Source organism: Palleronia pontilimi, from assembly GCF_016412875.1.
Lineage (GTDB): Bacteria > Pseudomonadota > Alphaproteobacteria > Rhodobacterales > Rhodobacteraceae > Palleronia > Palleronia pontilimi.
This window is the reverse complement of the sequence record NZ_JAEKPD010000027.1, coordinates 1-24,077: the sequence shown is the minus strand read 5'-3', so window position 1 is coordinate 24,077 and position 24,077 is coordinate 1. Positions and strand designations below refer to the sequence as shown.

Sequence of the window (24,077 nt, the reverse complement as noted above, 5' to 3'; positions counted from 1 at the left end):
GCCGCCGCTTACATAACCACTCAGGTTTTCATGACGCCGCGCGAGCCCGGAAGCCGGTTCGCGCGGCGTTTTCATACATAGCGAGACCCCGACATGGCATCAGCCGCCGAACAGATGGCCGCAAACATGAGCTGGGGGGCCTTCGGCAAGGCCACCGAGCTGCGCGCGCGGATCCTTTTCACCCTGGGACTGCTCTGCGTTTACCGCCTTGGCACCTACATCCCCGTTCCCGGCATCGACGGCGGCGCGCTGCGCGACTTCATGGAACAGGCGGCCACCGGCATCGGCGGCATCCTGAACATGTTCACCGGCGGCGCGATCAGCCGGATGGGGATCTTCGCGCTGGGCATCATGCCCTATATCAGCGCGTCGATCATCGTGCAGCTGATGACGGCCATGGTCCCGCAGCTGGAACAGCTGAAGAAGGAAGGCGAGCAGGGCCGCAAGAAGATCAACCAGTACACCCGCTACGGCACGGTTTTGCTGGCGACCTTCCAGGCCTACGGGCTGGCGGTGTCGCTGGAAGCGGGCGGCTTGGTGACCGATCCGGGCCTGTTCTTCCGGTCGGCCTGCGTCATCACGCTGGTGGGCGGCACCATGTTCCTGATGTGGCTGGGCGAGCAGATCACCCAGCGCGGCATCGGCAACGGCATTTCGCTGATCATCTTCGTGGGCATCATCGCCGAGGTCCCGGCGGCACTGGCGCAGTTCTTCGCCTCCGGTAGGTCGGGTGCGATCAGCCCGGCGGTCATCATCGGCGTCATCCTCATGGTCATCGCCGTGATCGCCTTCGTGGTGTTCATGGAGCGCAGTTTGCGCAAGATCCACATCCAGTATCCGCGCCGCCAGGTGGGGATGAAGGTCTATGACGGCGGCTCGTCGCACCTGCCCATCAAGGTGAACCCGGCGGGCGTCATCCCCGCGATCTTCGCGTCGTCGCTGCTGCTGCTGCCCACGACCTTGGCGACCTTCAGCGGCGGTCAGTCCGGCCCGGTCATGTCGACGATCCTGGCCTATTTCGGACCCGGCCAGCCGCTTTACCTGTTGTTCTTCGGCGGCATGATCGTCTTCTTCACCTATTTCTACACCGCCAACGTGGCCTTCAAATCCGAAGACGTGGCCGAGAACCTGAAGAACCAGAACGGCTTCATCCCGGGCATCCGTCCCGGCAAGCGGACCGAGGAATACCTGGACTACGTGGTGGCGCGCATCCTGGTGCTCGGCTCGGCCTACCTGACCGCCGTGTGCCTGCTGCCCGAGGTGATCCGCGCCCAGTTCGCGATCCCGTTCTATTTCGGCGGCACGTCGGTGCTGATCGTGGTGTCGGTGACGATGGACACGATCCAGCAGGTCCAGTCGCACATGCTCGCGCACCAGTACGAAGGGCTTATTGAGAAGTCCCAACTGCGCGGCAAGAAACGTGGAAAGGGTGCCAGAAAGGCACCCGCCAAGGGGGGCAATCGCCGATGAACATCATACTTCTGGGACCGCCGGGCGCGGGCAAGGGCACACAGGCGCGGCGGCTCGTGGAAGAGCGGGACATGCGCCAGCTTTCGACCGGCGACATGCTGCGCGAGGCCCGCAATTCGGGCACCGAGATGGGCCAGAAGGTTGCCAAGATCATGGACCGGGGGGAGCTCGTCACCGACGAGATCGTCATCGGCCTGATCGAAGAGAAGCTGAACGAAGACAAGGGCGGCGGCCTGATCTTCGACGGGTTCCCGCGGACGCTGGCGCAGGCCGACGCGCTGTCCGAGCTGCTGGCCAAGCACAACGAGGATCTGGGCGCCGTGATCGAGTTGCAGGTCGACGACAAGGCGCTGATCGAACGGATCACGGCCCGGTCGACCTGCGCCAATTGCGGCCAGATGTACAACGACATCTCGAAGCCGATCCCCGAGGACGGCAAGTGCGAGAATTGCGGCGGCACCGAGTTCAAGCGCCGCGAGGACGACAACGCGGAAAGCCTGAAGCAGCGGCTGATGGAATATTACAAGAAGACCTCGCCGCTGATCGGTTATTACTACGCCAAGGGCGATCTGAAGCGCATCGACGGTCTGGCCGAGATCGACGAGGTCGGCGAACAGATCGAGAAACTGCTCGACTGAGGTGATCGATTCTGCCCCGGGCGCGGCCTGGGGCAGATCGGCCACGATTTCGGCCGTCGGGCGCGAAAAGCCCATTCCCCGCCTTATTTTTGCTTGCCCCAAATGCTGTGGGCCGCCGGGGCGGCCCCCACGATGGATCAGGCCCGCCGCATCTTCTTGGCGTCGTCCCGCCCACATACGCGTTCGTGATCGCCGACGTCTTTGGCCGTGGGCGCGCGCTCTGCTATGTTTGACGAACAACAAAAAAATATCGAGGCAGAGCAATGAATGATGTTGTGACGATCATCGTCGCCATAAGTGGCGTCGGTTTTGGATTTGGCGTGTGCGGCGTCGGGATCCTCAGGATCCTGAACTGGCTGGAGGGGCGCGAGGACGCGCCCGCGTCCGCCCGCACGAGCGGACCCCCCACCCAGGCCTGACCTGACATGACCTGACAAAGGGCGCGGGGACACGATCCACGCGCCCTTCCTTTGCGCGTTGCCCTTGACGATCGGGGCGCGACGCTCTATTGCGCACCATCCTGAAAGGGAATCGTAAGATTTCAGGGGTCGCGCCCCGTCTTGCAGCACCGTAATTCGACAGCAGCCCGTGGGGATACCCTCGGGCTTCCGTTGTGAAAAAAGGGCCTGGGATCACGGGCCCGCAACGAAAGGAACGTCTACCTTGGCACGTATCGCAGGGGTCAACCTCCCCACCGCAAAGCGGGTCCCCGTGGCCCTGACCTACATCACCGGCATCGGCCCCGCATCGGCCGAAATGATCTGTGACGCCGTCGGCATCGACCGCTCGCAGCGCCTGAACGAACTGAGCGACACCGACGTCGTGAAGATCCGCGAATATATCGACGAGAACTTCACCGTCGAAGGTGACCTGCGCCGTGAAGTTCAGATGAACATCAAGCGCCTGATGGACCTGGGCTGCTATCGCGGTCTGCGTCACCGCCGCAACCTGCCGGTTCGCGGCCAGCGCACGCACACCAATGCCCGCACCCGCAAAGGCCCCGCGAAGGCCATTGCCGGCAAGAAGAAATAAGGAGACCGCGATATGGCACGTCCTACCCGTACCAAGAAGAAGGTTTCCAAGAACATCGCCGCCGGCGTTGCGCATGTGAATTCTTCGTTCAACAACACCAAGATCCTGATCTCGGATGTCCAGGGCAACGCGATCGCCTGGTCGTCGGCGGGCACGATGGGCTTCAAGGGGTCGCGGAAATCCACGCCCTACGCCGCCCAGATGGCTGCCGAAGACGCGGGCAAGAAGGCCCAGGAACACGGCGTCCGCACGCTGGAAGTCGAAGTGCAGGGCCCCGGCTCGGGTCGCGAATCGGCTTTGCGCGCGCTTGCCGCGGTGGGCTTCAACATCACGTCGATCCGCGACGTGACGCCCATGGCCCATAACGGCTGCCGTCCGCCCAAGCGTCGCCGCGTCTGACCGGATTACCAAGTTTGCGGGGTCGCGCGGTTCGCGCGGCCCCGTGTCGTCATTTTCACCCTCGGGTGTCGGGACCGCCTTGCATGGGCACCCCGACAAGAATTGAGGAGACACCATGCTTCACAAAAACTGGCAAGAACTGATCAAGCCCACGCAGCTTGAGGTGAAACCGGGCAATGACCGCACGCGTCAGGCCACGGTGATTGCCGAACCGCTCGAGCGTGGCTTCGGGCTGACGCTGGGCAATGCGCTGCGCCGCGTTCTGATGTCGTCGCTGCAGGGCGCCGCGATCACGTCGGTGCAGATCGACAACGTGCTGCACGAGTTCAGCTCGATCGCCGGCGTGCGCGAGGACGTGACCGACGTGGTTCTGAACCTCAAGGGCGTCGCGATCAAGATGGAAGTCGAAGGCCCCAAGCGGGTGTCGATCTCGGCCAAGGGCCCGATGGTCGTGACCGCGGGCGACATTTCGGTCAGTCAGGGCATCACGGTTCTGAACAAGGACCACGTGATCTGCCACCTGGATGACGGCGCGGACCTGTTCATGGAACTGACCGTGGATTCGGGCAAGGGCTATGTCAGCGCCGACAAGAACCGCCCCGAGGATGCGCCCATCGGCCTGATGCCCATCGACGCGATCTATTCGCCGGTGCGCAAGGTCAGCTACGATGTGCAGCCCACCCGCGAGGGCCAGGTCCTGGATTACGACAAGCTGACCATGAAGATCGAAACCGACGGCTCGGTCACGCCCGAAGACGCCGTGGCCTTCGCCGCGCGCATCGTGCAGGACCAGCTGTCGATCTTCGTGAACTTCGACGAGCCGGAAAGCGCGTCGCGCCAGGACGACGATGACGGGCTGGAATTCAACCCGCTGCTGCTGAAGAAGGTGGACGAGCTGGAACTGTCGGTCCGCTCCGCGAACTGCCTGAAGAACGACAACATCGTCTATATCGGGGACCTGATCCAGAAAACCGAAGCCGAGATGCTGCGCACGCCGAACTTCGGCCGCAAGTCCTTGAACGAGATCAAGGAAGTGCTATCGGGCATGGCCCTGCACCTGGGCATGGACGTGGAAGAATGGCCCCCCGAAAACATCGAGGACCTGGCCAAGAAGTTCGAAGACAACTTCTGATAAGCCAAGGTGCGGGGACGCTTGATCGCCCCCGCATCCCGACCCGGGCCAACGCCCCAAGGAGAGCCGGTGACACGCATCGCCGGTCGGACAAAGTAAAACACGCGCTAAAGGATTGAAATCATGCGTCACGCTCGCGGATACCGCCGCCTGAACCGAACCCACGAACACCGCAAGGCGATGTTCGCCAACATGTGCGGATCGCTCATCGAACACGAGCAGATCAAGACCACCCTGCCCAAGGCCAAGGAGCTGAAGCGTATCATCGACAAGATGATCACCCTGGGCAAGCGCGGCGACCTGCACGCCCGCCGCCAGGCCGCCAGCCGCCTGAAGCAGGACATGCACGTCGCCAAGCTGTTCGACGTTCTGGGCCCCCGCTACGCCGAGCGTCAGGGCGGCTATGTCCGCGTTCTGAAGGCGGGGTTCCGCTATGGCGACATGGCGCCGATGGCGATCATCGAATTCGTCGATCGCGACCGCGACGCCAAGGGGGCGGCCGACCGCGCCCGGCTCGAGGCCGAAGACGCCGAATAGGCACATCCCATCGCGCCTTCTAGACGCCGCGTCCCGCAAGGGCGCGGCGTTCGTCGTTTTCGCGCTTGACCGAACGTCACCTATCCTTTTGTTCTCCCTAAAGTTGTTGCCTCGGAATCCCGTTTCCGGGATCTTGCCTTATGTTTGATCGCAATCGATTCGATGCCGAGCTGAAGAAACTCAACGAGCACGCCCAGGCGGGCTATTTTTTGGCGCTTCATATCCGTTTCACGTCGCCACTGATGTTCTTTCAGACCTATTCACCGGAATGGACGAAGCAATATACCGAGCGCGGATACGTCCTGCGCGATCCGATGACGGCCTGGGCCTTTGCAAGCACCGGAGCGACGCGCTGGTCCAATCGCAAGATTCCCGACCCGTTCCGGATATTCGCGGAAGCCAAGAAGTTCGGTCTGAAATACGGGGTGACCGTGTCGACCGGACCGATCACGTCACGCACCGTTTGCAGCGTGGCGCGCAGCGATCGCGAGCTCACCGACGCGGAAATCGAAGACATCACGGGCCTGATCCAGATCTACCACAGCATGGCCGATCCGCACGTGCGCCTGACCGGCGCGCAGCTTGCCGCGTTGAAGTGCGTGGCCGACGGTCATCGGCACACTGCGGCGGCCGCAATTCTGGGCATTTCGGAAAGCGCGTTGAAGCTCAGGCTGTCGGGTGTGCGCGACAAATTGATGGCCCGGACCACCGCTGAAGCAATCCAGCGGGCGAAAGACTATAATCTTCTTTAGGCTGTAATTTCGGCCGTGATCTCTCGCAAATCGTTCGCCTTAAGATAGAGTCCCCTTCTGGGGGATTCCCCTCCGAGTGCATTGTGGAGGCTTTAATGCAAACGACAACTCTTTCCTTCGAAAACATCCACCACCACGGCGAGCTGTTCGCAAATCTTTTGCGCGCGCGGCATGAATGGTTCATCCAGCACAATCACTGGGATCTGCCCCAGGCGCTCGGAATGGAATTCGACCAGTACGACACGCCCGCCAGCCGTTGGGTTGTGGTGCATGACGACGATGGCCAGGTGCTGGCTGGCAATCGTCTGACGCCGACCACCGCGAAATGCGGCATCTACACCTACATGATCCGCGACGCGCAGCGCGGACTTCTGGACACGATTCCGTCCAACCTGCTCTACGACAAGGCCCCCGTGTGCGAAACGGTGTGGGAAAGCTCGCGGCTGTTCGTGTCGCACCACGTGCCCGCCGCGCGGCGCAGGCGCGTGCACGGCCAGCTTGTCTTCGAGCTTGCCAGGGCCGCCCGGGAACTGGGCGCGACCAACTGCCTGACGCTTCTGGCGGCGAACTGGCCGCGCTGGGCATCGCGGGTGGGCGTGGACATGACGGCGATGGGTCCGGTGATGGATATCGACGGCGTGGACAACCAGGTCGTGTCGATGAACTTCGCCGAGTCGCTTCATTAAGGCGGCCGGGTAGCGCACGGACGGGTGGCATCCTAGATAGGCCCCATGGCCGATCTTTTCGATACGCACCCGTCTGAACCCGCATCAGGCACCGCACCGCGGCCCCTGGCCGACCGGCTGCGTCCGCGCGCGTTGGGCGAGGTCATCGGCCAGGCGCAGGTGCTCGGCCCCGAGGCGCCCTTGGGCGTGATGCTGGCCTCGGGGGCGTTGTCGTCGCTGATTTTCTGGGGGCCGCCGGGGGTGGGCAAGACCACCATCGCGCGGCTTCTGGCCGACGAGACGGATCTGCATTTCGTCCAGATCAGCGCGATCTTCAGCGGCGTGCCCGAGCTGCGCAAGGTCTTCGACGCCGCGAAGATCCGCAGGAAGAACGGGCAGGGCACCCTGCTGTTCGTGGACGAGATACACCGCTTCAACAAGGCGCAGCAGGACGGCTTCCTGCCGCACATGGAAGACGGCACGATCCTTTTGGTGGGCGCCACCACCGAGAACCCGAGCTTCGAGCTGAACGCAGCGCTGCTCAGCCGCGCCCAGGTGCTGGTGCTGACGCGGCTGGACGAAGGCGACCTGGAGCGCCTGATCGCGCGGGCCGAGGGTGAATTGGGCGCCGCGTTGCCGCTGACCGACGACGCGCGCCGTGCCCTGATCGAGATGGCCGACGGGGACGGGCGGGCCTTGCTGAACCTGGTCGAGCAGATCGCGGCCTGGAAGGTGAGCGCGCCGCTTGACACCGATGGGCTGACGACGCGGCTGATGCGGCGGGCGGCGCAATACGACAAGTCGGGCGACGCGCATTACAACCTGATCTCGGCGCTGCACAAATCGGTGCGCGGCTCGGACCCCGACGCCGCGCTCTACTGGCTGGCGCGGATGCTCGAGGGCGGCGAAGACCCGCGCTACCTGGCGCGCCGGATCACCCGCATGGCGATCGAGGATATCGGCCTGGCCGACCCGCAGGCGCAGCGCGTCTGCCTGGACGCGTGGGAGACGTTCGAGCGGCTGGGCAGCCCCGAGGGCGAGCTGGCGCTGGGCCAGGCGGTGACCTACCTGGCGCTGGCGCCGAAATCCAACGCGGGCTACGTGGCCTACAAGGAAAGCCGCAAGGCCGCGAAGCGCACCGGATCCGAGCCGCCGCCGAAGCACATCCTGAACGCACCGACCAAGCTGATGAAGGATCAGGGCTACGGCGACGGCTACGCCTATGACCACGACGCCGAGGACGGGTTTTCGGGGCAGAATTACTTTCCCGACGGCATGAAGCGCGGTGTTTACTACATCCCGCTCGAGCGCGGCTTCGAGCGTGATCTGAAAAAGCGGCTGGACTGGTTCGTGAAACAGCGCGCCAAGCGGTCTGGCGATTGACAATCGCGGGCCGGCCCTTGAGGACACGCCAATGTTTGCAACGCTTCTACAGGTCATGATCGGCGGCGGCGTCGGCGCGGGTCTGCGCTTCGGCTGGGGGCTGTGGATCGCCCGCGTGGTCGGTCCCGGTTTCCCGCTTCCGATCCTGACGGCCAACGTGCTGGGATCGTTCCTGATGGGCGTCTTCGCGGTCGCCGCGGCGCAGCGCGGGCTGTGGCACCTGGGGCCGTTGATCCAGGCGGGATTGCTGGGCGGCTTCACCACGTTTTCGAGCTTCTCGCTCGAGGCCGTGACCCTGATGCAGCGCGGCGAGATCAGCCAGGCCGTCTTCTATATCCTGCTGTCGGTCGGCGCATCGATCGGGGGACTTTTCATGGGCATGATGCTGGCGCGGGGGCTTTTCGCATGAGCGGTGTGCAGACCCTGACCGTGGGTGCGGATGAAGGCGATCAGCGGCTGGACCGGTGGTTTCGCAAGCACTTCCCCCACATCCCCCAGGGCCGCATCGACAAGATGTGCCGCAAGGGCGAAATCCGCGTCGACGGGGGCCGCGTGAAGGGCAACACCCGCGTCGAGGCGGGCCAGGAAGTGCGCATCCCGCCGCTGCCCGATACGGCGGCGCCCGAGGTCCACAAATCGACCACCTACGTGTCGGATGCCGACGCCAAGATGATGCGGGATGCGGTAATCTTTCGCGACGACGATATCATCGCGCTGAACAAGCCGCACGGTCTGGCGACCCAGGGCGGCAGCAAGACCACGCGCCACGTGGACCAGCTGAGCGAGGCGCTGCGCTTCGGGCTGGAGGATCGGCCGCGCCTGGTGCACCGGCTGGACAAGGACACGTCGGGCGTGCTGCTACTGGCGCGCACGCGCATGGCGGCCAAGGCGCTGACCGAAGCGCTGCGCCACAAGGCCACGCGCAAGATCTACTGGGCCGCCGTGGCGGGCGTGCCGCAGCCGCGCCGCGGGATCATCAAGTTCGCACTGGTGAAGGCGCCGGGACACGGCGCGCGCGGGCAGGGGGAAAAGATGCTCTGCGTCCATCCCCGCGACGTGGCCGAAACCGACGGCGCCAAGCGGGCCGAGACGCGGTTTTCCACCCTGTCGGCGCTGGGCGGGCGGGTGTCGTGGGTCGCGCTGGAACCGGTGACGGGCCGCACCCACCAGTTGCGCGCGCATATGGCCGAGCTGGGGCATCCGATCATCGGCGATGGCAAATACGGCGGCTCGGGGCAGGAAAACCTGGGCGACGGCTGGGGCGCGGGCCTGGGCGAAGAGATCGGGCGCAAGCTGCATCTGCACGCCCGCTCGATGAGCTTCCGCCATCCGATCACCGGGGTCGACATGACCGTCACGGCTCCGATGCCGGCCCACATGGCTCACACCTGGGATTTCCTGGGGTGGGAGCGCGGCGAAGCGCCCGACGATCCGTTCGAAGACCTGATCTGAAGGACCGCGAGATGAGCGAATGGAAGATGAGGCGGTTCTGGAAGGTCGCGGGTGTCAGGCAAGACGCCGCGGGCTTCGGCATCACGCTTGACGACAAGCCGCTGCGCACACCGGCGAAGTCCGCCCTGGTCGTGCCGACCCGCGCGCTGGCCGACGCCATAGCCACCGAGTGGAACGCGCAGGGCGACCATGTCGAGCCGGGCGCGATGCCGGTCACGCGGTCCGCCAATTCGGCCATCGACAAGGTGGCACCGCAAACGGACGCGGTCATCGCCATGCTGGCCGAATATGGCGGCACCGACCTTCTGTCCTACCGCGCCGACCGTCCGCAGGCGCTGATCGACGCGCAGGCCCGGGCGTGGGACCCGATGCTCGACTGGGCCGAGGCCGAATACGGGGCGCGGCTGGTCACGACCAGCGGGGTCATGCCCGTCGCCCAGGACCCCGACGCGCTGGGCAAGCTGGAGCGCCCGATGCACGGCATGTCCCCGTTCGAGCTGGCCGGACTGCACGACTTGATCGCGCTCAGCGGATCGCTTGTGCTGGGCCTCGCCGTGGTCGAGGGCGGATACGCGCCCGACACGATCTGGTCCAAGTCGCGAGTCGACGAAGAATGGCAGGCCCAGGAATGGGGCGAAGACGAAGAGGCCGGCGAGATGGCCGAACGCAAACGCCAGGATTTCCTGTTTGCCCACACCTTTGTCGGACTTGCCCGCTCGATAGGCTGATGCGGCGGCAGATGGCCTTTGCGCAGCCACAAATCCCGGCAGAACTGCTCAAATATCCATCACATACCGTGTTGTCCGGGTTGACCTTCCGCGATCAATGCCCACAAACTTGCGCCTGATCGGAGCTGTTGTTCCATCGACACCGCACCGTCCGAACGCTCGGACGAAATGAACCGCTTGAAACAAGGCGGGCCACTCATGAAGGGAAATCCATGACCTATAAACTTATTCTCGGCGCGCTTGCGGCAACCGGCCTGACGGCCGGCGCTGCTGCCGCCGCCACGTTGGATGATGTGAAAGAGCGCGGGGCACTGAACTGCGGTGTCGTCACCGGCCTGGTCGGTTTCGGCGCGCCGAATGCCAACGGCGAATGGGAAGGCTTCGACGTCGCACTTTGCCGTGCCGTGGCCGCTGCAGTCCTGGGCGATCCCACCGCGGTTGAATTCATCCCCACCACGGGCAAGACGCGCTTCACGGCGCTGGCCTCGGGTGAAATCGACATGCTGGCCCGTAACACCACCTGGACCTTCAGCCGCGATGTCGACCTGAAGTTCGAATTCACCGGCATCAACTACTACGATGGTCAGGGCTTCATGGTGCCGAAATCGCTGGGCGTCACGTCGGCCAAGGATCTCGACGGCGCGACCGTCTGCATCCAGACCGGCACGACCACCGAGCTGAACCTGGCGGACTTCTTCCGCAAGAACAACATCAGCTACGAGCCCGTCGCCGTCGAAACGAACGCCGAAGGCCAGCAGCAGTACCAGGCAGGCGCCTGCGACACCTACACGACCGACGCCTCGGGCCTGGCCGCGACGCGCGCCGCGTTCGAGAACCCGGCCGATCACGTGATCCTGCCCGAAATCATCTCGAAAGAGCCGCTGGGCCCGCTGGTCCGCCACGGTGACAACGAGTGGGGCGATGTCGTGCGCTGGACGCTGAACGCGCTGATCGCCGCCGAAGAAATGGGCGTGACCTCGGCCAACGTGCAGGACATGGCCGCGGCCCCGGGCGACAGCCCCGAGATCAACCGCCTGCTGGGCACCGAGGGCAACCTGGGCGAGATGATGGGGCTCGAGGCCGACTGGGCCGTCAACGCCATCGCCGCCAACGGCAACTACGGCGAGATCTTCGAGAAGAACATCGGCGAGAACACCCCGATCGGTCTGGCGCGCGGTCTGAACGCGCAGTGGACCAACGGCGGACTGCTCTACTCGCCCCCGTTCCGCTAAGAGTCTCACGGCAAAGGGCGCGGGTCACTCCGCGCCCTTTCCACATCAAGACCCGAAGAAAAGACAAGCGGCCGCGCGGGGCTTACGACGGCCCGGCGAGATCGAAGCCGCGATGACCTAAGGAAATTTCCTTCATGGCAAGTGTGACCGATCCGCAGACCAACCAGGGTTTTCGTATCTCGAGCCTGATCAACGACAGACGCTATCGTGGCCTGACCTTCCAGTTCATCGCGCTGATCGGCATCATCTTCGCCATGGCCTATCTGGGCATCAACCTGGTTCAGAACCTCGCGACCGCCGGATTGACCTTCTCGTACGACTTCCTGGGCGAACAGGCCGGTTATGACATCAACCAGACGCTGATCGAATACGACAGCCAGTCGAGCCATCTGCGCGCCGCGATCGTCGGCGTCATCAACACGCTGCTCGTGTCGGTGTTGGGTTGTATCGCCGCCACGCTGATCGGTGTGACCGCCGGCGTGCTGCGCCTGTCGAAGAACTGGCTGGTCGCCAAGTTGATGAGCATCTACGTCGAAGCGTTCCGCAACGTGCCCGTCCTGATCTGGATCCTCATCATCGGCACCGTCGTCACCCTTTCCGGGGCGAACCCGCGTGATTTCCTGACGCGCGGCGGCTCGGTCGAGCCGAGCTCCGAGCTGATCCTGGGGGCCTTTGCCTTCACCAATCGCGGTTTCTACGCGCCCGCGGTCGAGCTGGGGGCCGGTTGGCCGGTCGTCCTGATCGCGCTGATCGCGGGGATCGTCGGCTTCTTCTGGTGGCGCGCGCATGTTAAGAAGACCCTGTTCGACACGGGCAAGCTGCTGCCGGTCTGGCCCAGCTGGCTGATCCTGATCGTGCCGGTGGTGCTTGCGCAGCTGGTGCTGGGCGCGCTCAGCCTGTCGATGCCCGATGTCGCAAGCAACAATTTCAACATCCAGGGCGGGACCCTGATCGCCAAGCCCTTCATCGCGTTGTGGCTGGCGCTGTCGATCTATACCGGCGCCTTCATCGCCGAAAACGTCCGTGCTGGCATCCTGGCCGTCAGCACCGGCCAGACCGAAGCGGCGGCGGCGCTGGGCCTGCGCCCGCGCCGGGTGATGAACCTGGTGATCCTGCCGCAGGCGTTGCGGATCATCATTCCGCCGCTGATCTCGCAGTATCTGAACCTGACGAAGAACAGCTCGCTCGCCATCGCGGTGGGCTACGCGGATATCACCGCGACGCTGGGGGGCATCACGCTGAACCAGACCGGCAAGGCGCTGGAATGCGTGCTGCTGCTGATGCTGTTCTACCTGATCATCTCGCTGTCGATCTCGGCGGTGATGAACGTCTACAACGCGTCCGTCGCGTTGAAGGAGCGCTGACATGGCCGACACCCATTCCCAAAGCGTCGCCTATGTTCGCGAAAGCATGGTGCCCCAGCAGCCCGCGCCCGTCTCCGAGACCGGGGCGATCAAGTGGCTGCGCACGAACCTGTTTTCCAACTGGTTCTACTCGATCCTGACGCTGGCCGCGATCTACGTGATCTACCTGCTGCTGTCGATCCTGATCCCGTGGATCGCCGGTGGTGTCTGGCTCGCCTCGGACATCCGCGAATGCCGCGCGATCACCGGCGACGGGGCGGGCGGCTGCTTTGCCGTGCTCGAGGACCGCATCTGGCAGCTGCTCTTCGGCTTTTCCTACCCGTCCGAGGCCTATTGGCGTCCGACGCTGGCTTTGGTTCTGCTTTTCGTGGCCGCCGCGCCCGTCCTGTTCGCGTCGCTGCCGCGCGCGCTTCTGATCGTGACCGCGCTCTATCCGTTCACCGCCTATTGGCTGCTGTGGGGCGGCACGATCCTGGTGCCGACCTTCGCGCTGGTCGGGGTGGTCGCGGGCTATTTCGCCTACCGCGCCCTGGTGGATCGCAGCTTCGCGCTGGGCTTTTTCGGCGGCGTCATCGTGGCCTTTGTCGTCTGGTGGCTGGCGGGCTTCGTCACCCCGGCGCTGTCGGACGTCCTGGCCCTGCAGGCCGTCCAGTCCCGCGACATGGGTGGCTTCATGCTGAACCTGATCCTGGGCGTGGTCTGCGTGTCGCTGAGCCTGCCCATCGGCATCGTGCTGGCGCTGGGCCGCCAGTCGCGCCTTCCCATCATCAAGGGCATCTGCGTCGTCTTCATCGAGTTCGTGCGCGGCGTGCCGCTGATCACGCTGCTGTTCGTGGCCAACGTGGTTCTGGCATACTTCCTGCCCCCGGGCACCAATTTCGACCTGATCCTGCGGGTCATCATCATGATCACCATGTTCGCGTCGGCCTATATCGCCGAGGTGATCCGGGGCGGTCTGGCGGCGCTGCCGCGCGGCCAGTTTGAAGGCGCGGAAAGCCTTGGCCTGGATTACTGGCAGTCCATGCGGCTGATCATCCTGCCGCAGGCGCTGAAGATCTCGATCCCCGGGATCGTCAACGTGGCGGTGGGCCTGTTCAAGGACACGACGCTGGTGTCGATCATCTCGATGTTCGACCTGGTGGGCATGATCCGCGGACCGATCCTGGCCTCGACCGACTGGAACGGCGTCTATTGGGAGCTCTACGGCTTCGCGGCCCTGCTGTTCTTCGTCGTCTGCTACGGCATTTCGCAATATTCCCAGTGGCTCGAGCGTCAGCTTGCCACAGATCACCGATAAGGAGCCGGCCCCATGACCATGACCGAAGAAATGGCTGTCGACACGTCGAAGATGAAGGTCAGCGACGAGGTCGCGATCCGCATCGAGAACATGAACAAGTGGTATGGCAGCTTCCACGTGCTGCGCGACATCGACCTGACGGTCTATCGCGGCGAGCGGATCGTCATCTGCGGGCCGTCGGGCTCGGGCAAGTCGACGCTGATCCGCTGCATCAACGCGCTGGAAGAACACCAGAAGGGCACGATCGAGGTCGACGGAACGGTGCTTTCGTCGGACCTGAAGCAGATCGACAAGATCCGCTCGGAAGTCGGCATGTGCTTTCAGCATTTCAACCTGTTCCCGCACCTAACGATCCTGGAAAACTGCACGCTGGCGCCGATCTGGGTGCGCAAGATCCCCAAGAAGGAAGCCGAGGAAACGGCGATGCATTTCCTGCGCAAGGTGAAGATCCCCGAGCAGGCCGACAAGTATCCCGGCCAGCTGTCGGGCGGCCAGCAGCAGCGCGTGGCGATCGCGCGCTCGCTGTGCATGAAGCCGCGGATCATGCTGTTCGACGAGCCCACGTCGGCGCTGGACCCCGAGATGATCAAGGAAGTGCTCGATACCATGATCGAGCTTGCCGAAGAGGGCATGACCATGCTCTGCGTGACCCACGAGATGGGGTTCGCGCGGCAGGTGGCGAACCGGGTGATCTTCATGGCCGACGGCCAGATCGTCGAGCAGAACGAGCCCGAAGAATTCTTCAAGAACCCCAAATCCGAGCGCACCAAGCAGTTCCTGAGCCAGATCCTGGGCCATTAGGTCGCGGACCCCGGCCACCTTTGCCCGCGTTGGGCAGGGCAAAAAGCCGGAGGTTGGACCATGTCGCAGCAAGATATCGTGGACGCCCTGATCGCCGATCAGGGCGTTCTGTTTTCGGAAGAGATCGGCGCCAATATCGCCCGGGACACGCCGCAAGAGCTGTTTCACTGGCTGATCGGTTGCCTCCTGCTGGCCGCGCGGATCTCGTCCGACCTGGCCGTCCAGGCGGCGTCTGCGCTGCGGGCGGAGGGGCTGCACAAGATCGACGGGCTGCTCGACGCCGACGACGTCACCGTGATGCGCTGCCTCGGCGAAAACGGCTACAAGCGCTATGACGGGGTGGCGACCGATTACCTGAAATCCACGGCCGCCATCATCCGCGAGCGCTATGACGACGACCTGCGCAATATGTTGGACGACGATGCGGACACGGTGCTTGCGCGCCTGACCGAGGCGAAGGGCCTGGGCGACATGGGCGCGCAGATCTTCGCGCGCGAGGCGCAGCTGGTCTGGGACGTGTTCTATCCGCGACTGGACGGCCCGGCCGAGCAGGCAGCGGGCAAGCTGGGCCTGACCACCGATCACGGAGCGCTGGTGTCGATGGCCGGTTCGCGCGAGCGGTTCGTGCGCCTGACAGCCGCCCTGACGCGCGCCCAGTTGCGCGGTGCCGGGGATAGGGTGGAACAGGCGGCCGACTAGTCCGTCAGGTCGCGCGGCACCACGAAATGTTCGACTTGCGCGCAGGCTGGCCCGAGCGAGAGCCAGCTTTCACCGGGGATATCCAAGACCAGGGTAGCGCAGGTCGGGAAGCGGTAAAATTCGGGCCGCTGCGGTGTCTCGACGACGAGGTACTGGGCCAAGGCGGCCAGGCCGGGATTATGCGCGACGACGATCACGTCATCGCACTCCAGGGCTGCGATTTCGTCCATTATCGTCTCGGGCGCCGCATGATACAGCCCGGCACTTCGCTGGACGGTCGGCGTGTCCAGATGCGGCGCGAGCCCGTCCCAGGTCTCGGCGACACGCGTCGCCGTCGAGAGCAGCGCGCATTTCGGCACGATGCCTTGGTCCGCCATCCAACGGCCGATGACGTCCGCGGCCCGGTGGCCCCGGGCGTTCAGCGTGCGGTCGTGATCGGGCAGGTCCGGGTCGCCCCAGTCGGATTTCGCGTGGCGTGTCAGGATCAGCCGCAGGCTCATCGCGGGGTCCGGATCAGACTGCCCGCGCCGTGCTCGGTGTAAAGCTCCAAGAGGCACGCATGGGGCACGCGCCCGTCCAGGATCACGACCGCGCGCACGCCGCCGTCGATGGCATCGAGCGCGGTCTGCGTCTTGGGGATCATGCCGCCCTGGATCACGCCATCGGCGGTCATCTGGCGGATGGCCTCGGGGGTCATCTCGCTGACGACTTCGCCGGATGCGTCCTTCAACCCGGCCACGTCGGTCAGCAGCAGCAGCCGATCCGCCTTCAGGGCGGCGGCGATGGCCCCGGCGGCGGTGTCGCCGTTGACGTTGAAGGTCTCGCCGTTGCGCCCCGCCCCGATGGGCGCGATCACGGGAATGGTCTTGGTGTCGTTCAGCGATTGCAGGAATTTCGGATTGCATTCGACCGGCGTGCCGACGAAGCCCAGCGCGGGGTCGGTCTGTTCGCAGATCATCAGGCTGGCATCCTTGCCGGAAATGCCGATGGCGCGGCCCCCTTCGGCGTTGATCGCCTGCACGATGCGCTTGCCCACGAGGCCCGACAGCACCATTTCGACCACCTTGATCGTCTCGGCGTCGGTCACGCGCTTGCCGTGCACGAAGTCGCTGACCACGCCCTGCTTTTCCAGCATCTCGTTGATCATCGGGCCGCCGCCGTGAACGATGACCGGGTTCACGCCCACATGGCTCATCAGCACGACGTCGCGGGCGAAACTGCGCATCGCCGCGTCCGAGCCCATGGCATGACCGCCGAGCTTGATGACCACGGTGGCGCCCGCGTAACGCTGGAACAGCGGCAGCGCCTGGCTCAGCGTGCTGGCCGTCGCGACCCAATCGGCATTGGTGGGTGTGGTGTCTGGCATGCGCTCCCCCGCGGCTGGTCCCACTGGTAGTCCGAGCGGGCGCGGCGCTCAAGGGCGCATCGCTGCACGCGGGGCCCGGTCAGTCCAGCGCGGCGATGATGGCGCGCAGATCGGGGATGCCCCAGCCTTTTTCGGACGAGGTCAGCACCAGTTCGGGATAGGCGGCCGGGTGCTTCGATAGGCCGTCGCGCACCTGGGCGAGCACGCGGGCGCGGTCCTTTTCCTTCACCTTGTCGACCTTCGTCAGGACGGTCTGGAAGGGCACGGCGGCGCGGTCCAGAAGCGCCATGATGTCGTCGTCGACCGGCTTGATGCCATGCCGTGCGTCGACCAGCAGGAAGGCCCGGCGCAGATTCGCGCGGCCCGACAGGTAGCTTTTCATCAGGCGCTGCCACGTCTCGACTACGGCGACGGGGGCGTTGGCGAAGCCGTAGCCGGGCAGGTCCACCAGGTAGAGATCCGCGAGGGTGAAGAAGTTGATTTCCTGGGTGCGGCCGGGCGTGTTCGATGCGCGCGCCAGTCCCTTGCGCCCGGTCAAGGCGTTGATCAGGCTCGACTTCCCCACGTTCGAGCGACCGGCGAAGCAGATTTCGACCCGGTCATCGGGCGGCAGGCCGTCCATGGCGACGACGCCTTTCAGGAACGTCGTCTCGCCCGCGAAGATGCGGCGGCCGGTCTCGATCTGGGTGTCGTCGGGCTGGGCTTCGGGGAAGGCAAGTTGCATCAAACCACCTCGACCCGGTCGCCGGTGCGGATGCAGCCGGGCGTCGAGACGCGGGCATAGACGCCCATATCCTGGTTGCCGCGGTGGTCGCGCAGGGCCGCCAGCGTGTTGGCATCCCGCTTGCCCGTGGCGGTGTTCGCTTCGGTCGCGCGGCAGCGCTCGATGGGCATCAGGACGTGTAGCTCGGCGTCGCCGATGCGCAGGGTCCTGTTCAGCCAGCTCTCTTCGACCCAAGGCTCCAGCCCGTCGATCACGACGTTGCCGCGGAAGCGTCCGGGTTCGAGATCGGTGGCGACATGGCGCGACAGATCGGCGAGCGATGCGCGGTTCAGGATCGACAGGGTGGCGTGCCCGTTGTCGGCCATGCCGATCGCGGGGGCGCGGACGACCCGGTGCGGCGCGGCGCGGTCCGCGGGCCAGAGCGGCGCGATCCAGTTGATCAACGCGGCCTGGTCGTCGGGCAGCGTCACGGTCAGCGCGGGGCGGTCGGGATGGGTCAGCCGGAAGCGGTCGCCGCCCAGCGTTTCGCAGGCGATGGCGGCCAGGTTTGGGCCCGACGCCACTTGCAGAAAATTGCCGCGCGGTTGCCAGTCGTCGGTGTCGCGCGCACCGTCGTGCAGCAGCGCCCAGGCGCGGTCGCCGGGCAGGGGGGCGTTTTCCGAAAGCGGGGCGGATGCCAGCGCCTCGCGCCCGATCCCCTTGATCGGATGGGTCCAGATTTCGGTAAGAGTGGCCGTTTGCGCCATGGAAAAACCCGCCAGATTGCTCTGGCGGGTGGACCAGCCCCGCCCCGGCTTGTCAAGCGGGGCGGGCAGCTTGGCGATGTTCGCTACTTCGCCAGGGGCTCTTGCGCAGCGAACCAGGCGGCCGCGGCACGCAATTGCTCGTCGCTCATGGCCTGCGCGATCCAGGGCATCGGGCTGTAGTCGGTGATGTCGTCTGCGTCGCCCTGCTGGAAATATTCCAGACGGGTGAGCAGGTAGGCACCGTTCTGACCGTGCAGGCGCGGCACCTGGCTCAGGCTTTCGGTATTCGCCTCGCCGTGGCAGGTCAGGCAGGAGGGCACGTCTTGGTCGGGCATGCCGCGGCGGGCCAGCTGTTCGCCCAGGGCAAGATCGGTCGATACCGGCTCGGGGGGCTGCCGCAACCCGATCTCCATCCCGCCGATATAGGCCGACAGGGCCTGGATCTGCGCTTCGTCCAGGCGGATCGCGGTCTGCTGCATCCGCGAGTTGTCGCGGCGGCCGGCACGGAAATCATAAAGCTGGCGCTCGATGTAATCCGGCCCCTGCAGGGTCAGGTTCGGCGTCTCGCCTGACGGCGCACCCAGGATATCCGCCTCGTGGCATTCCGAGCAGACTCCCGAGATCAGGTCCGTCGCCATGGCCGTCTGCTCGGCCGTCGCGGGAACGTCCGTGGGCTGGGTCGGCGGGGTCGCATCGATTTGCAGCGCGGCGAAATAGGCCGAAACGCCGGCGATGTCGGCATCGCTCAGGTTGTGGGCAACGCCGGTCATCGGCGACCAGATCGCCGTCTGACCGCGCCCGCCCGACCGGAACTGGCGCAGTTGGCGCGTCAGGTAGATCTCGGACTGGGCGGCGATCTGCGGGACGAGCACGCCGTCGGGATCGTCGGTGCCCGACTTGCCGTGGCAATCGTAGCAGGCCGAGATGCCGTCGACCGGGCGGCCTTGCGTGGCGAGCGTCTCGCCCAAGGCGACCAGCTCGGCATCGGGGGCGGTGTCCATCGTGGTCGCGACGGTGGGCAGGGTCCTGCCGTAGTAATTGCCCAGCGCGTCGATTTGTGCGTCGGACAATTGCGCGGCGACGACCTGCATATAGCCAGAGTGACGATCGCCCGCGGCATAGGATTGCAGCGCCGCCTTGATATAGGCCGGTGATTGGATCGACAGGTTGGGCGCCTCGCCCCCCGTGGGAGCGCCGCTGCCATCGGTGCCGTGGCAGGTCGCGCATTGGGCGACCGGGACGCCGGAAAGCGCGTAATCCGCGAATCCACCGGTCGGTGCCGCGTAAAGATGCTCTTCCATCGGATAGCGCGTGACGTAGAAATCCATTTCCTCTGCACTGGCGAGCAGGCCGAAATCCATTTCCGGAACTTCGGTCGGTTCGGGCGTGACGAGATTCATGTATTCGGCGACGCTCATGTCGTCGATTTGACGGATGAAGGCGACGGTGGACCAGATCTCGTCATCGCGGCCCTCGGCGGGCCAGGCGGGCATGGCGGACATCATCACGCCCTTTTGGAGGATGAAGAACAGCTCGGCATCGGTGAATTGGTCGATGACGGCGGGCAGGTGCTGCGGCGTGGGCTTCATCGCCAGGGCCATCGGGTTCTGTCCCAAGCCGGGGCCACCGTGGCAGCGGGTGCAGTTCTGCGCGTAATGCTGGGCGCCGAGCGCAATTCGTCCGGGATCGTCCAGATCGTCGGGCACCGGGATTCCATCGGCGTTCGACGAGACCCATTGTTTGAAGGTGCCGTGCACGACCTTGTAAAGAAGTTTCGGATCCTTGGTATTGGCCGCCAAGTTTATCGATCCGGTGAAGATCAGAACCAAGGCGACGATACCGCCAAAAATTCCGAGCGCTCCCGCGACCGCAACCAATTTCACCACGAACCGTGTATTAAAGAATCCCGACATGCGCATACCTCCGAACGACAGAGGGGAAACTAGTGCGGGCTTTGTCTGTTCCCAGTGTCGCCGCGGCGGTTCACCGCACCGACACCCGGATGGCTCAGCTTTTCTCGTCGCCGGTCTTGCGCGCGAAGCTCTTGCGGATATTGCCGAAAACGTCCGGCTTATAGCCCTGGCTGCGCATGATCAGGTATTGCTGGGTGAATGTGATCGTGTTGTTGGCGATCCAATAGAGCACCAGGCCACTGGCGAAACTGCCCAGCATGAACATGAAGACCCACGGCATCCAGGCGAAGATCATTGCCTGGGTCGGATCCGCGGGCGCGGGGTTCAGCTTCTGCTGCAGCCACATGGAAATGCCCAGCAGGATCGGCAGGACGCCCAGCGAGAAGATGAAGAAGATCGAGCCGACTTCGGGAGTGCCCCAGGGCAGCAGGCCGAAGAGGTTCAGGATCGAGCTGGGATCGGGCGCGCTGAGGTCGCGGATCCAGCCCAGCCACGGCGCGTGGCGCAGCTCGAGCGTGACGAAGATCACCTTGTAGAGCGAGAAGAAGATCGGGATCTGCAGCAGGATCGGCAGGCAGCCCGAGGCCGGGTTCACCTTGTTCTTCTTGTAGAGCTCCATCATGCCCTGCTGAAGTTTCTGGCGGTCATCGCCCGCCTTTTCCTTCAGTTTTTCCATCTCGGGCTGGAGTTCCTTCATCTTCGCCATCGAGACGTAGGATTTGTAGGCCAGCGGGAAGAGGACGGCCTTGATCAGCAGCGTCAGCCCGATGATGGCCCAGCCCATGTTGCCGATCAGCGCGTTCAGCCAGTGCAGCACGGCGAAGATCGGCTTGGTCAGGAAGAAGAACCAGCCCCAGTCGATGCTGTCGATGAAGCCGTCGATCCCGTCTTCTTCGTAGGCGCGAATGGTTTCCCATTCCTTGGCGCCCGCAAAGAGCTGCATGCGGGTCTGCACGGTCTCGCCGGGTGCGACTTCCAGCGTCGGCAGGCGCGCCTCGGTCTGGTAGATGTCCGCGCCGTCGACATATTTGGCCACCGACGTGAAGGGCGTGCCCGCCTCGGGGATCAGGGTGGTCATCCAATACTTGTCGGTGAAGCCGATCCATCCGTCCTGCGCCACGTCGATCACGTCGGCGCGGGCGGCTTCGCGCTGGACCAGGTCGAGATCGGGCAGGTCGTCGTAGTCGAGCTCTTGCAGTTCGCCATCCGACATCCGCACGACGCCTTCGTGCAGGATGAAGAAGTTGGACAGATCCTGCGGCTCGCCGTGGCGCGCGACCGTTCCGTAAGGGGCAAGGCGCTGGGCGGCACTGCCCGTATTCGTCACGCTCTGGTCGATGGTGAACAGGTAATCCTCGTCGATCGAGATCTGCCGCTCGAAGGTCAGGCCCGCGGGGCTGGTCCATTCCAGCATGATCGGGGCGCCGGGCGACAGGCTGGTGCCGCCGGTCTGGGTCCAGGGGGTGTTGGCGCCGGGGACGTCTTCGTAGTTCAGCCCCGCGCCGGGCGCCCAGCCGAACAGGGCGTAATAGGCGTCGTCACCGCCGACCGGCGACAAGAGCTCGACGATGGGCGATGCGGGATCCAGCGTTTCGCGGTAGCGCTTCAGCGCCAACCGGTCGATCCGTCCACCCTGCAACGAGATCGAGCCCGACAGGGCGGGCGTGTCGATGTCGATCCGCGGCACGTCGGCGGCCGGACGCTCGGGCGGCGTGGGCTCGCCGTTCGCACCCGCGATGGCGGGCGGGGCGGGCGCGGTCGGCTGCGCGGTCTCCGTGGCCGATACGGCGGGTGCATTGGGATCGACGACAGGCTCTTCGGGTGGGAAGAACACGAACCACACCAGGATCACGAGGAAACTGAGCACCGTCGCAAGAATGAGATTCTTGTTCTGATCGTCCATGGGGGACTGCCGCCTGTCGCATGAAAAGGGTCAGCGTGCGTTCAACAGGCCAAGGCAGGAAAGGTCAAGCCGTTTTGCCGGTCGGCTTGGGCCAGTCGGCCTTGCCTTTCGGCGCCAAGGCGGGCGGATCGGGCAAATGCCGGAAGGCGTCGGGAAGCGCCCGGCCACCGTGGTCCTGGCGCCACCGTCGAAGCCAGCCGGGAAGGGCTTCCGCGCGCATGGGCTTGCCGATCCCGAATCCCTGCACGTGGCCGCATCCAAGCTGCGCCGCGCGGGCATGCTCGCCCGCGGTCTCGATCCCCTCGGCCAGGATCTGCAGCTTCAATTGCTCGGCCATGGTCACCATGGCGGCCACCATTCCTTGCTGGTCGGGATCCTGGTCGAGGCCGCGAACGAACGAGCGATCGATCTTCAGCCGGTCCACGCAGAAGCGCCGGATCGACGCGATCGAGGCCTGCCCTGTGCCGAAATCGTCGAGGTCGATCATGAAGCCCCTGGCGCTGAGCTTCGCAAGCGTCGTGGGGATGGTGCCGTTCGCGTCGAGGCTGAGCACGGTTTCCAGTATCTCGATCCCAAGGCGGTTCGGGGTCAGACCGCTGCCGTCCAGCAGCCAGTCCAGGCGGTCGGCCAGTTTCGGGTCGTCCAGATCGTCCCGCGTCATGTTGATCGATACGCGCGGAATCCCCAGTCCCTGCCGGTCCCATTCGGCCAGCGCGCGAAGGGCCTGTCGCGTGATCGTATCCGTCAAGGTGCGGTCTGCGCCTGCCGCTTTCACGGTCGGCAGGAACTGGGCAGGCGACAGCACGCCGAGATCGGGGTGGATCCACCGCGCAAGTGCCTCGACACCACTCAGCGCGCCGGAATCGGTGCAGACCTGGGGCTGGAAGAAGGGAACGATCTGCCCGTCTGCCAGCGCCCGGTCCAGATCCAGGGCAAGGTCCAGTGGCGGTGGCGATCCCGGCAGGGTGTGGCCTTGCACGACCTCGATCTCGTTCCGGCCCCGGTTTTCGGCGCGCGCGACGGCGCGAAGGGTCGCCGCCAGGCAGTCCTGCGCGCCCATGGCCGAGGCGCGACTGCCCTCGCAGCAGATCCCGACGGCCGTCGAAAAGACCGCCCCGTTCTCGCGATCGGGGCCCGGCATCTGCAGGGTCCGCTGGAGGCGCAAGGCCACCTGGATGAGGTTTTCGAGCGATCCGGACTGACGCGCCGACAGGGCGATGACCAGGACGCCCCCCGCTTCGGCGCCGACCAGGTCTTCGGCGCGCAGAATGGGCCGGATCGCGCGGCTTGCGCAGGCAAGTGCGGCGTCGGGCGACAGGCCGGGGACGCGCCCGACCATGCGCGGTTTGAGCGCGATCAAAGACGGCGCGAACCCGGGGGAGGCCTGGATCCGCCGTTCGAGATAGGCGACCACGGCCTCGGCGCGCGGCAGGGGCACGTCGACGGCTTGGTGTGGAGCGGCGGTCGGCGCGGGTCTGATGAGGAGGACAAGCAAGGGCGCCACGACTGCCAAGGCGAGCAGATCCAGCGACGTGATCCAGTCAAGCGCCAGCAATGCCGCGGCCACGGCAACGGCGACCGCGTTGCGCGCGGTCATCCACGTGCGCCATCGCATCGCACGGGTGGTCCCGTCCTGCGCCATTGCTGCCCCTTTACTGCAAGCGTCTGGCGACAGGGCTAAGCAGTTTTTCTGACAGAACGGTTAATTGAAGGACGTAATTTGCAGCACCGTCTTCTGGACGGGTGCAGTAACGGCATTGGCGCATGCGCGGATGAAACGATCTTGAGATTGAGCGGCAGCCCATGACCTTCTCCCCGGTATCCGGGCCATTGCGAACTGGACT

At 65.0% G+C, this 24,077-nt stretch carries 24 protein-coding genes; 17 read left to right on the top strand and 7 right to left on the bottom strand.

Annotation, left to right across the window (positions count from 1 at the left end; all coding sequences use genetic code 11):
• Positions 1-93 precede the first annotated feature (93 nt).
• The 17 genes from secY (at position 94) to ILP92_RS17145 (ending at position 15,581) form a co-directional block, all read left to right on the top strand.
• Positions 94-1,470, top strand: a complete 1,377-nt coding sequence (gene secY / locus ILP92_RS17225) for a preprotein translocase subunit SecY (RefSeq protein WP_198917653.1) — start codon at positions 94-96, stop codon at positions 1,468-1,470.
• Positions 1,467-2,108: an adenylate kinase gene (locus ILP92_RS17220; protein ID WP_198917652.1), complete on the top strand. Its 642-nt coding sequence runs from the start codon at positions 1,467-1,469 to the stop codon at positions 2,106-2,108. Before secY ends, ILP92_RS17220 begins: the two co-directional genes overlap by 4 nt.
• A gap of 663 nt (positions 2,109-2,771) precedes the next feature.
• Positions 2,772-3,140 (top strand): 30S ribosomal protein S13, encoded by a 369-nt coding sequence (rpsM, locus tag ILP92_RS17215; RefSeq protein ID WP_198917651.1) that lies wholly within the window; start codon positions 2,772-2,774, stop codon positions 3,138-3,140.
• Between the two features lie 12 nt (positions 3,141-3,152).
• Entirely contained in the window at positions 3,153-3,539 is a 387-nt protein-coding gene (gene rpsK / locus ILP92_RS17210; RefSeq protein WP_198917650.1) for a 30S ribosomal protein S11, read from the top strand.
• Between the two features lie 115 nt (positions 3,540-3,654).
• A complete protein-coding gene (locus ILP92_RS17205; protein WP_198917649.1) occupies positions 3,655-4,671 on the top strand; it encodes a DNA-directed RNA polymerase subunit alpha in 1,017 nt (338 codons plus the stop codon).
• Positions 4,672-4,794: 123 nt separating this feature from the next.
• Entirely contained in the window at positions 4,795-5,208 is a 414-nt protein-coding gene (gene rplQ, locus ILP92_RS17200) for a 50S ribosomal protein L17 (RefSeq protein ID WP_198917648.1), read from the top strand.
• A 140-nt stretch (positions 5,209-5,348) separates the two neighbouring features.
• Positions 5,349-5,960, top strand: a complete 612-nt coding sequence (locus tag ILP92_RS17195) for an autoinducer binding domain-containing protein (RefSeq protein WP_198917647.1) — start codon at positions 5,349-5,351, stop codon at positions 5,958-5,960.
• Between the two features lie 95 nt (positions 5,961-6,055).
• The gene (locus ILP92_RS17190; RefSeq protein WP_198917646.1) at positions 6,056-6,646 is read left to right on the top strand and encodes an acyl-homoserine-lactone synthase; all 591 of its coding nucleotides are present in this window, start codon (positions 6,056-6,058) and stop codon (positions 6,644-6,646) included.
• A gap of 45 nt (positions 6,647-6,691) precedes the next feature.
• Complete coding sequence (locus ILP92_RS17185; RefSeq protein WP_198917645.1) at positions 6,692-8,008, top strand: replication-associated recombination protein A; 1,317 nt, start codon at positions 6,692-6,694, stop codon at positions 8,006-8,008.
• Positions 8,009-8,039: 31 nt separating this feature from the next.
• A complete protein-coding gene (locus ILP92_RS17180) occupies positions 8,040-8,417 on the top strand; it encodes a fluoride efflux transporter FluC (RefSeq protein WP_198917644.1) in 378 nt (125 codons plus the stop codon).
• On the top strand, positions 8,414-9,460 hold the full coding sequence (locus ILP92_RS17175; protein ID WP_198917643.1) for an RluA family pseudouridine synthase: 1,047 nt from the start codon (positions 8,414-8,416) through the stop codon (positions 9,458-9,460). The genes ILP92_RS17180 and ILP92_RS17175 overlap by 4 nt, the downstream gene beginning before the upstream one ends.
• Before the next feature lie 11 nt (positions 9,461-9,471).
• Positions 9,472-10,188 (top strand): ATP12 family chaperone protein, encoded by a 717-nt coding sequence (locus ILP92_RS17170; protein ID WP_198917642.1) that lies wholly within the window; start codon positions 9,472-9,474, stop codon positions 10,186-10,188.
• 212 nt (positions 10,189-10,400) lie between these two features.
• Entirely contained in the window at positions 10,401-11,420 is a 1,020-nt protein-coding gene (locus tag ILP92_RS17165; protein ID WP_198917641.1) for an amino acid ABC transporter substrate-binding protein, read from the top strand.
• 134 nt (positions 11,421-11,554) lie between these two features.
• Positions 11,555-12,784, top strand: a complete 1,230-nt coding sequence (locus tag ILP92_RS17160) for an amino acid ABC transporter permease (RefSeq protein ID WP_198917640.1) — start codon at positions 11,555-11,557, stop codon at positions 12,782-12,784.
• A gap of 1 nt (position 12,785) precedes the next feature.
• A complete protein-coding gene (locus tag ILP92_RS17155; protein WP_198917639.1) occupies positions 12,786-14,081 on the top strand; it encodes an amino acid ABC transporter permease in 1,296 nt (431 codons plus the stop codon).
• 51 nt (positions 14,082-14,132) lie between these two features.
• The gene (locus tag ILP92_RS17150; RefSeq protein ID WP_235971561.1) at positions 14,133-14,882 is read left to right on the top strand and encodes an amino acid ABC transporter ATP-binding protein; all 750 of its coding nucleotides are present in this window, start codon (positions 14,133-14,135) and stop codon (positions 14,880-14,882) included.
• Between the two features lie 60 nt (positions 14,883-14,942).
• Complete coding sequence (locus ILP92_RS17145; protein WP_198917638.1) at positions 14,943-15,581, top strand: HhH-GDP family DNA glycosylase; 639 nt, start codon at positions 14,943-14,945, stop codon at positions 15,579-15,581.
• Here the strand turns inward: ILP92_RS17145 and ILP92_RS17140 are convergent.
• From ILP92_RS17140 to ILP92_RS17110, 7 genes are all read right to left on the bottom strand, one after another.
• A complete protein-coding gene (locus tag ILP92_RS17140; protein ID WP_198917637.1) occupies positions 15,578-16,081 on the bottom strand; it encodes a SixA phosphatase family protein in 504 nt (167 codons plus the stop codon). The two genes, ILP92_RS17145 and ILP92_RS17140, sit on opposite strands and share 4 nt — an antisense overlap.
• Entirely contained in the window at positions 16,078-16,947 is an 870-nt protein-coding gene (gene argB / locus ILP92_RS17135) for an acetylglutamate kinase (protein ID WP_198917636.1), read from the bottom strand. The genes ILP92_RS17140 and argB overlap by 4 nt, the downstream gene beginning before the upstream one ends.
• A gap of 79 nt (positions 16,948-17,026) precedes the next feature.
• Complete coding sequence (gene yihA / locus ILP92_RS17130) at positions 17,027-17,671, bottom strand: ribosome biogenesis GTP-binding protein YihA/YsxC (RefSeq protein WP_198917635.1); 645 nt, start codon at positions 17,669-17,671, stop codon at positions 17,027-17,029.
• Positions 17,671-18,417: an MOSC domain-containing protein gene (locus tag ILP92_RS17125; RefSeq protein WP_198917634.1), complete on the bottom strand. Its 747-nt coding sequence runs from the start codon at positions 18,415-18,417 to the stop codon at positions 17,671-17,673. Before ILP92_RS17125 ends, yihA begins: the two co-directional genes overlap by 1 nt.
• A gap of 83 nt (positions 18,418-18,500) precedes the next feature.
• Complete coding sequence (locus ILP92_RS17120) at positions 18,501-20,330, bottom strand: c-type cytochrome (RefSeq protein WP_198917633.1); 1,830 nt, start codon at positions 20,328-20,330, stop codon at positions 18,501-18,503.
• A gap of 94 nt (positions 20,331-20,424) precedes the next feature.
• Entirely contained in the window at positions 20,425-22,233 is a 1,809-nt protein-coding gene (gene yidC, locus ILP92_RS17115) for a membrane protein insertase YidC (protein WP_198917632.1), read from the bottom strand.
• A gap of 64 nt (positions 22,234-22,297) precedes the next feature.
• The gene (locus ILP92_RS17110) at positions 22,298-23,830 is read right to left on the bottom strand and encodes an EAL domain-containing protein (RefSeq protein ID WP_198917631.1); all 1,533 of its coding nucleotides are present in this window, start codon (positions 23,828-23,830) and stop codon (positions 22,298-22,300) included.
• Positions 23,831-24,077 lie beyond the last annotated feature (247 nt).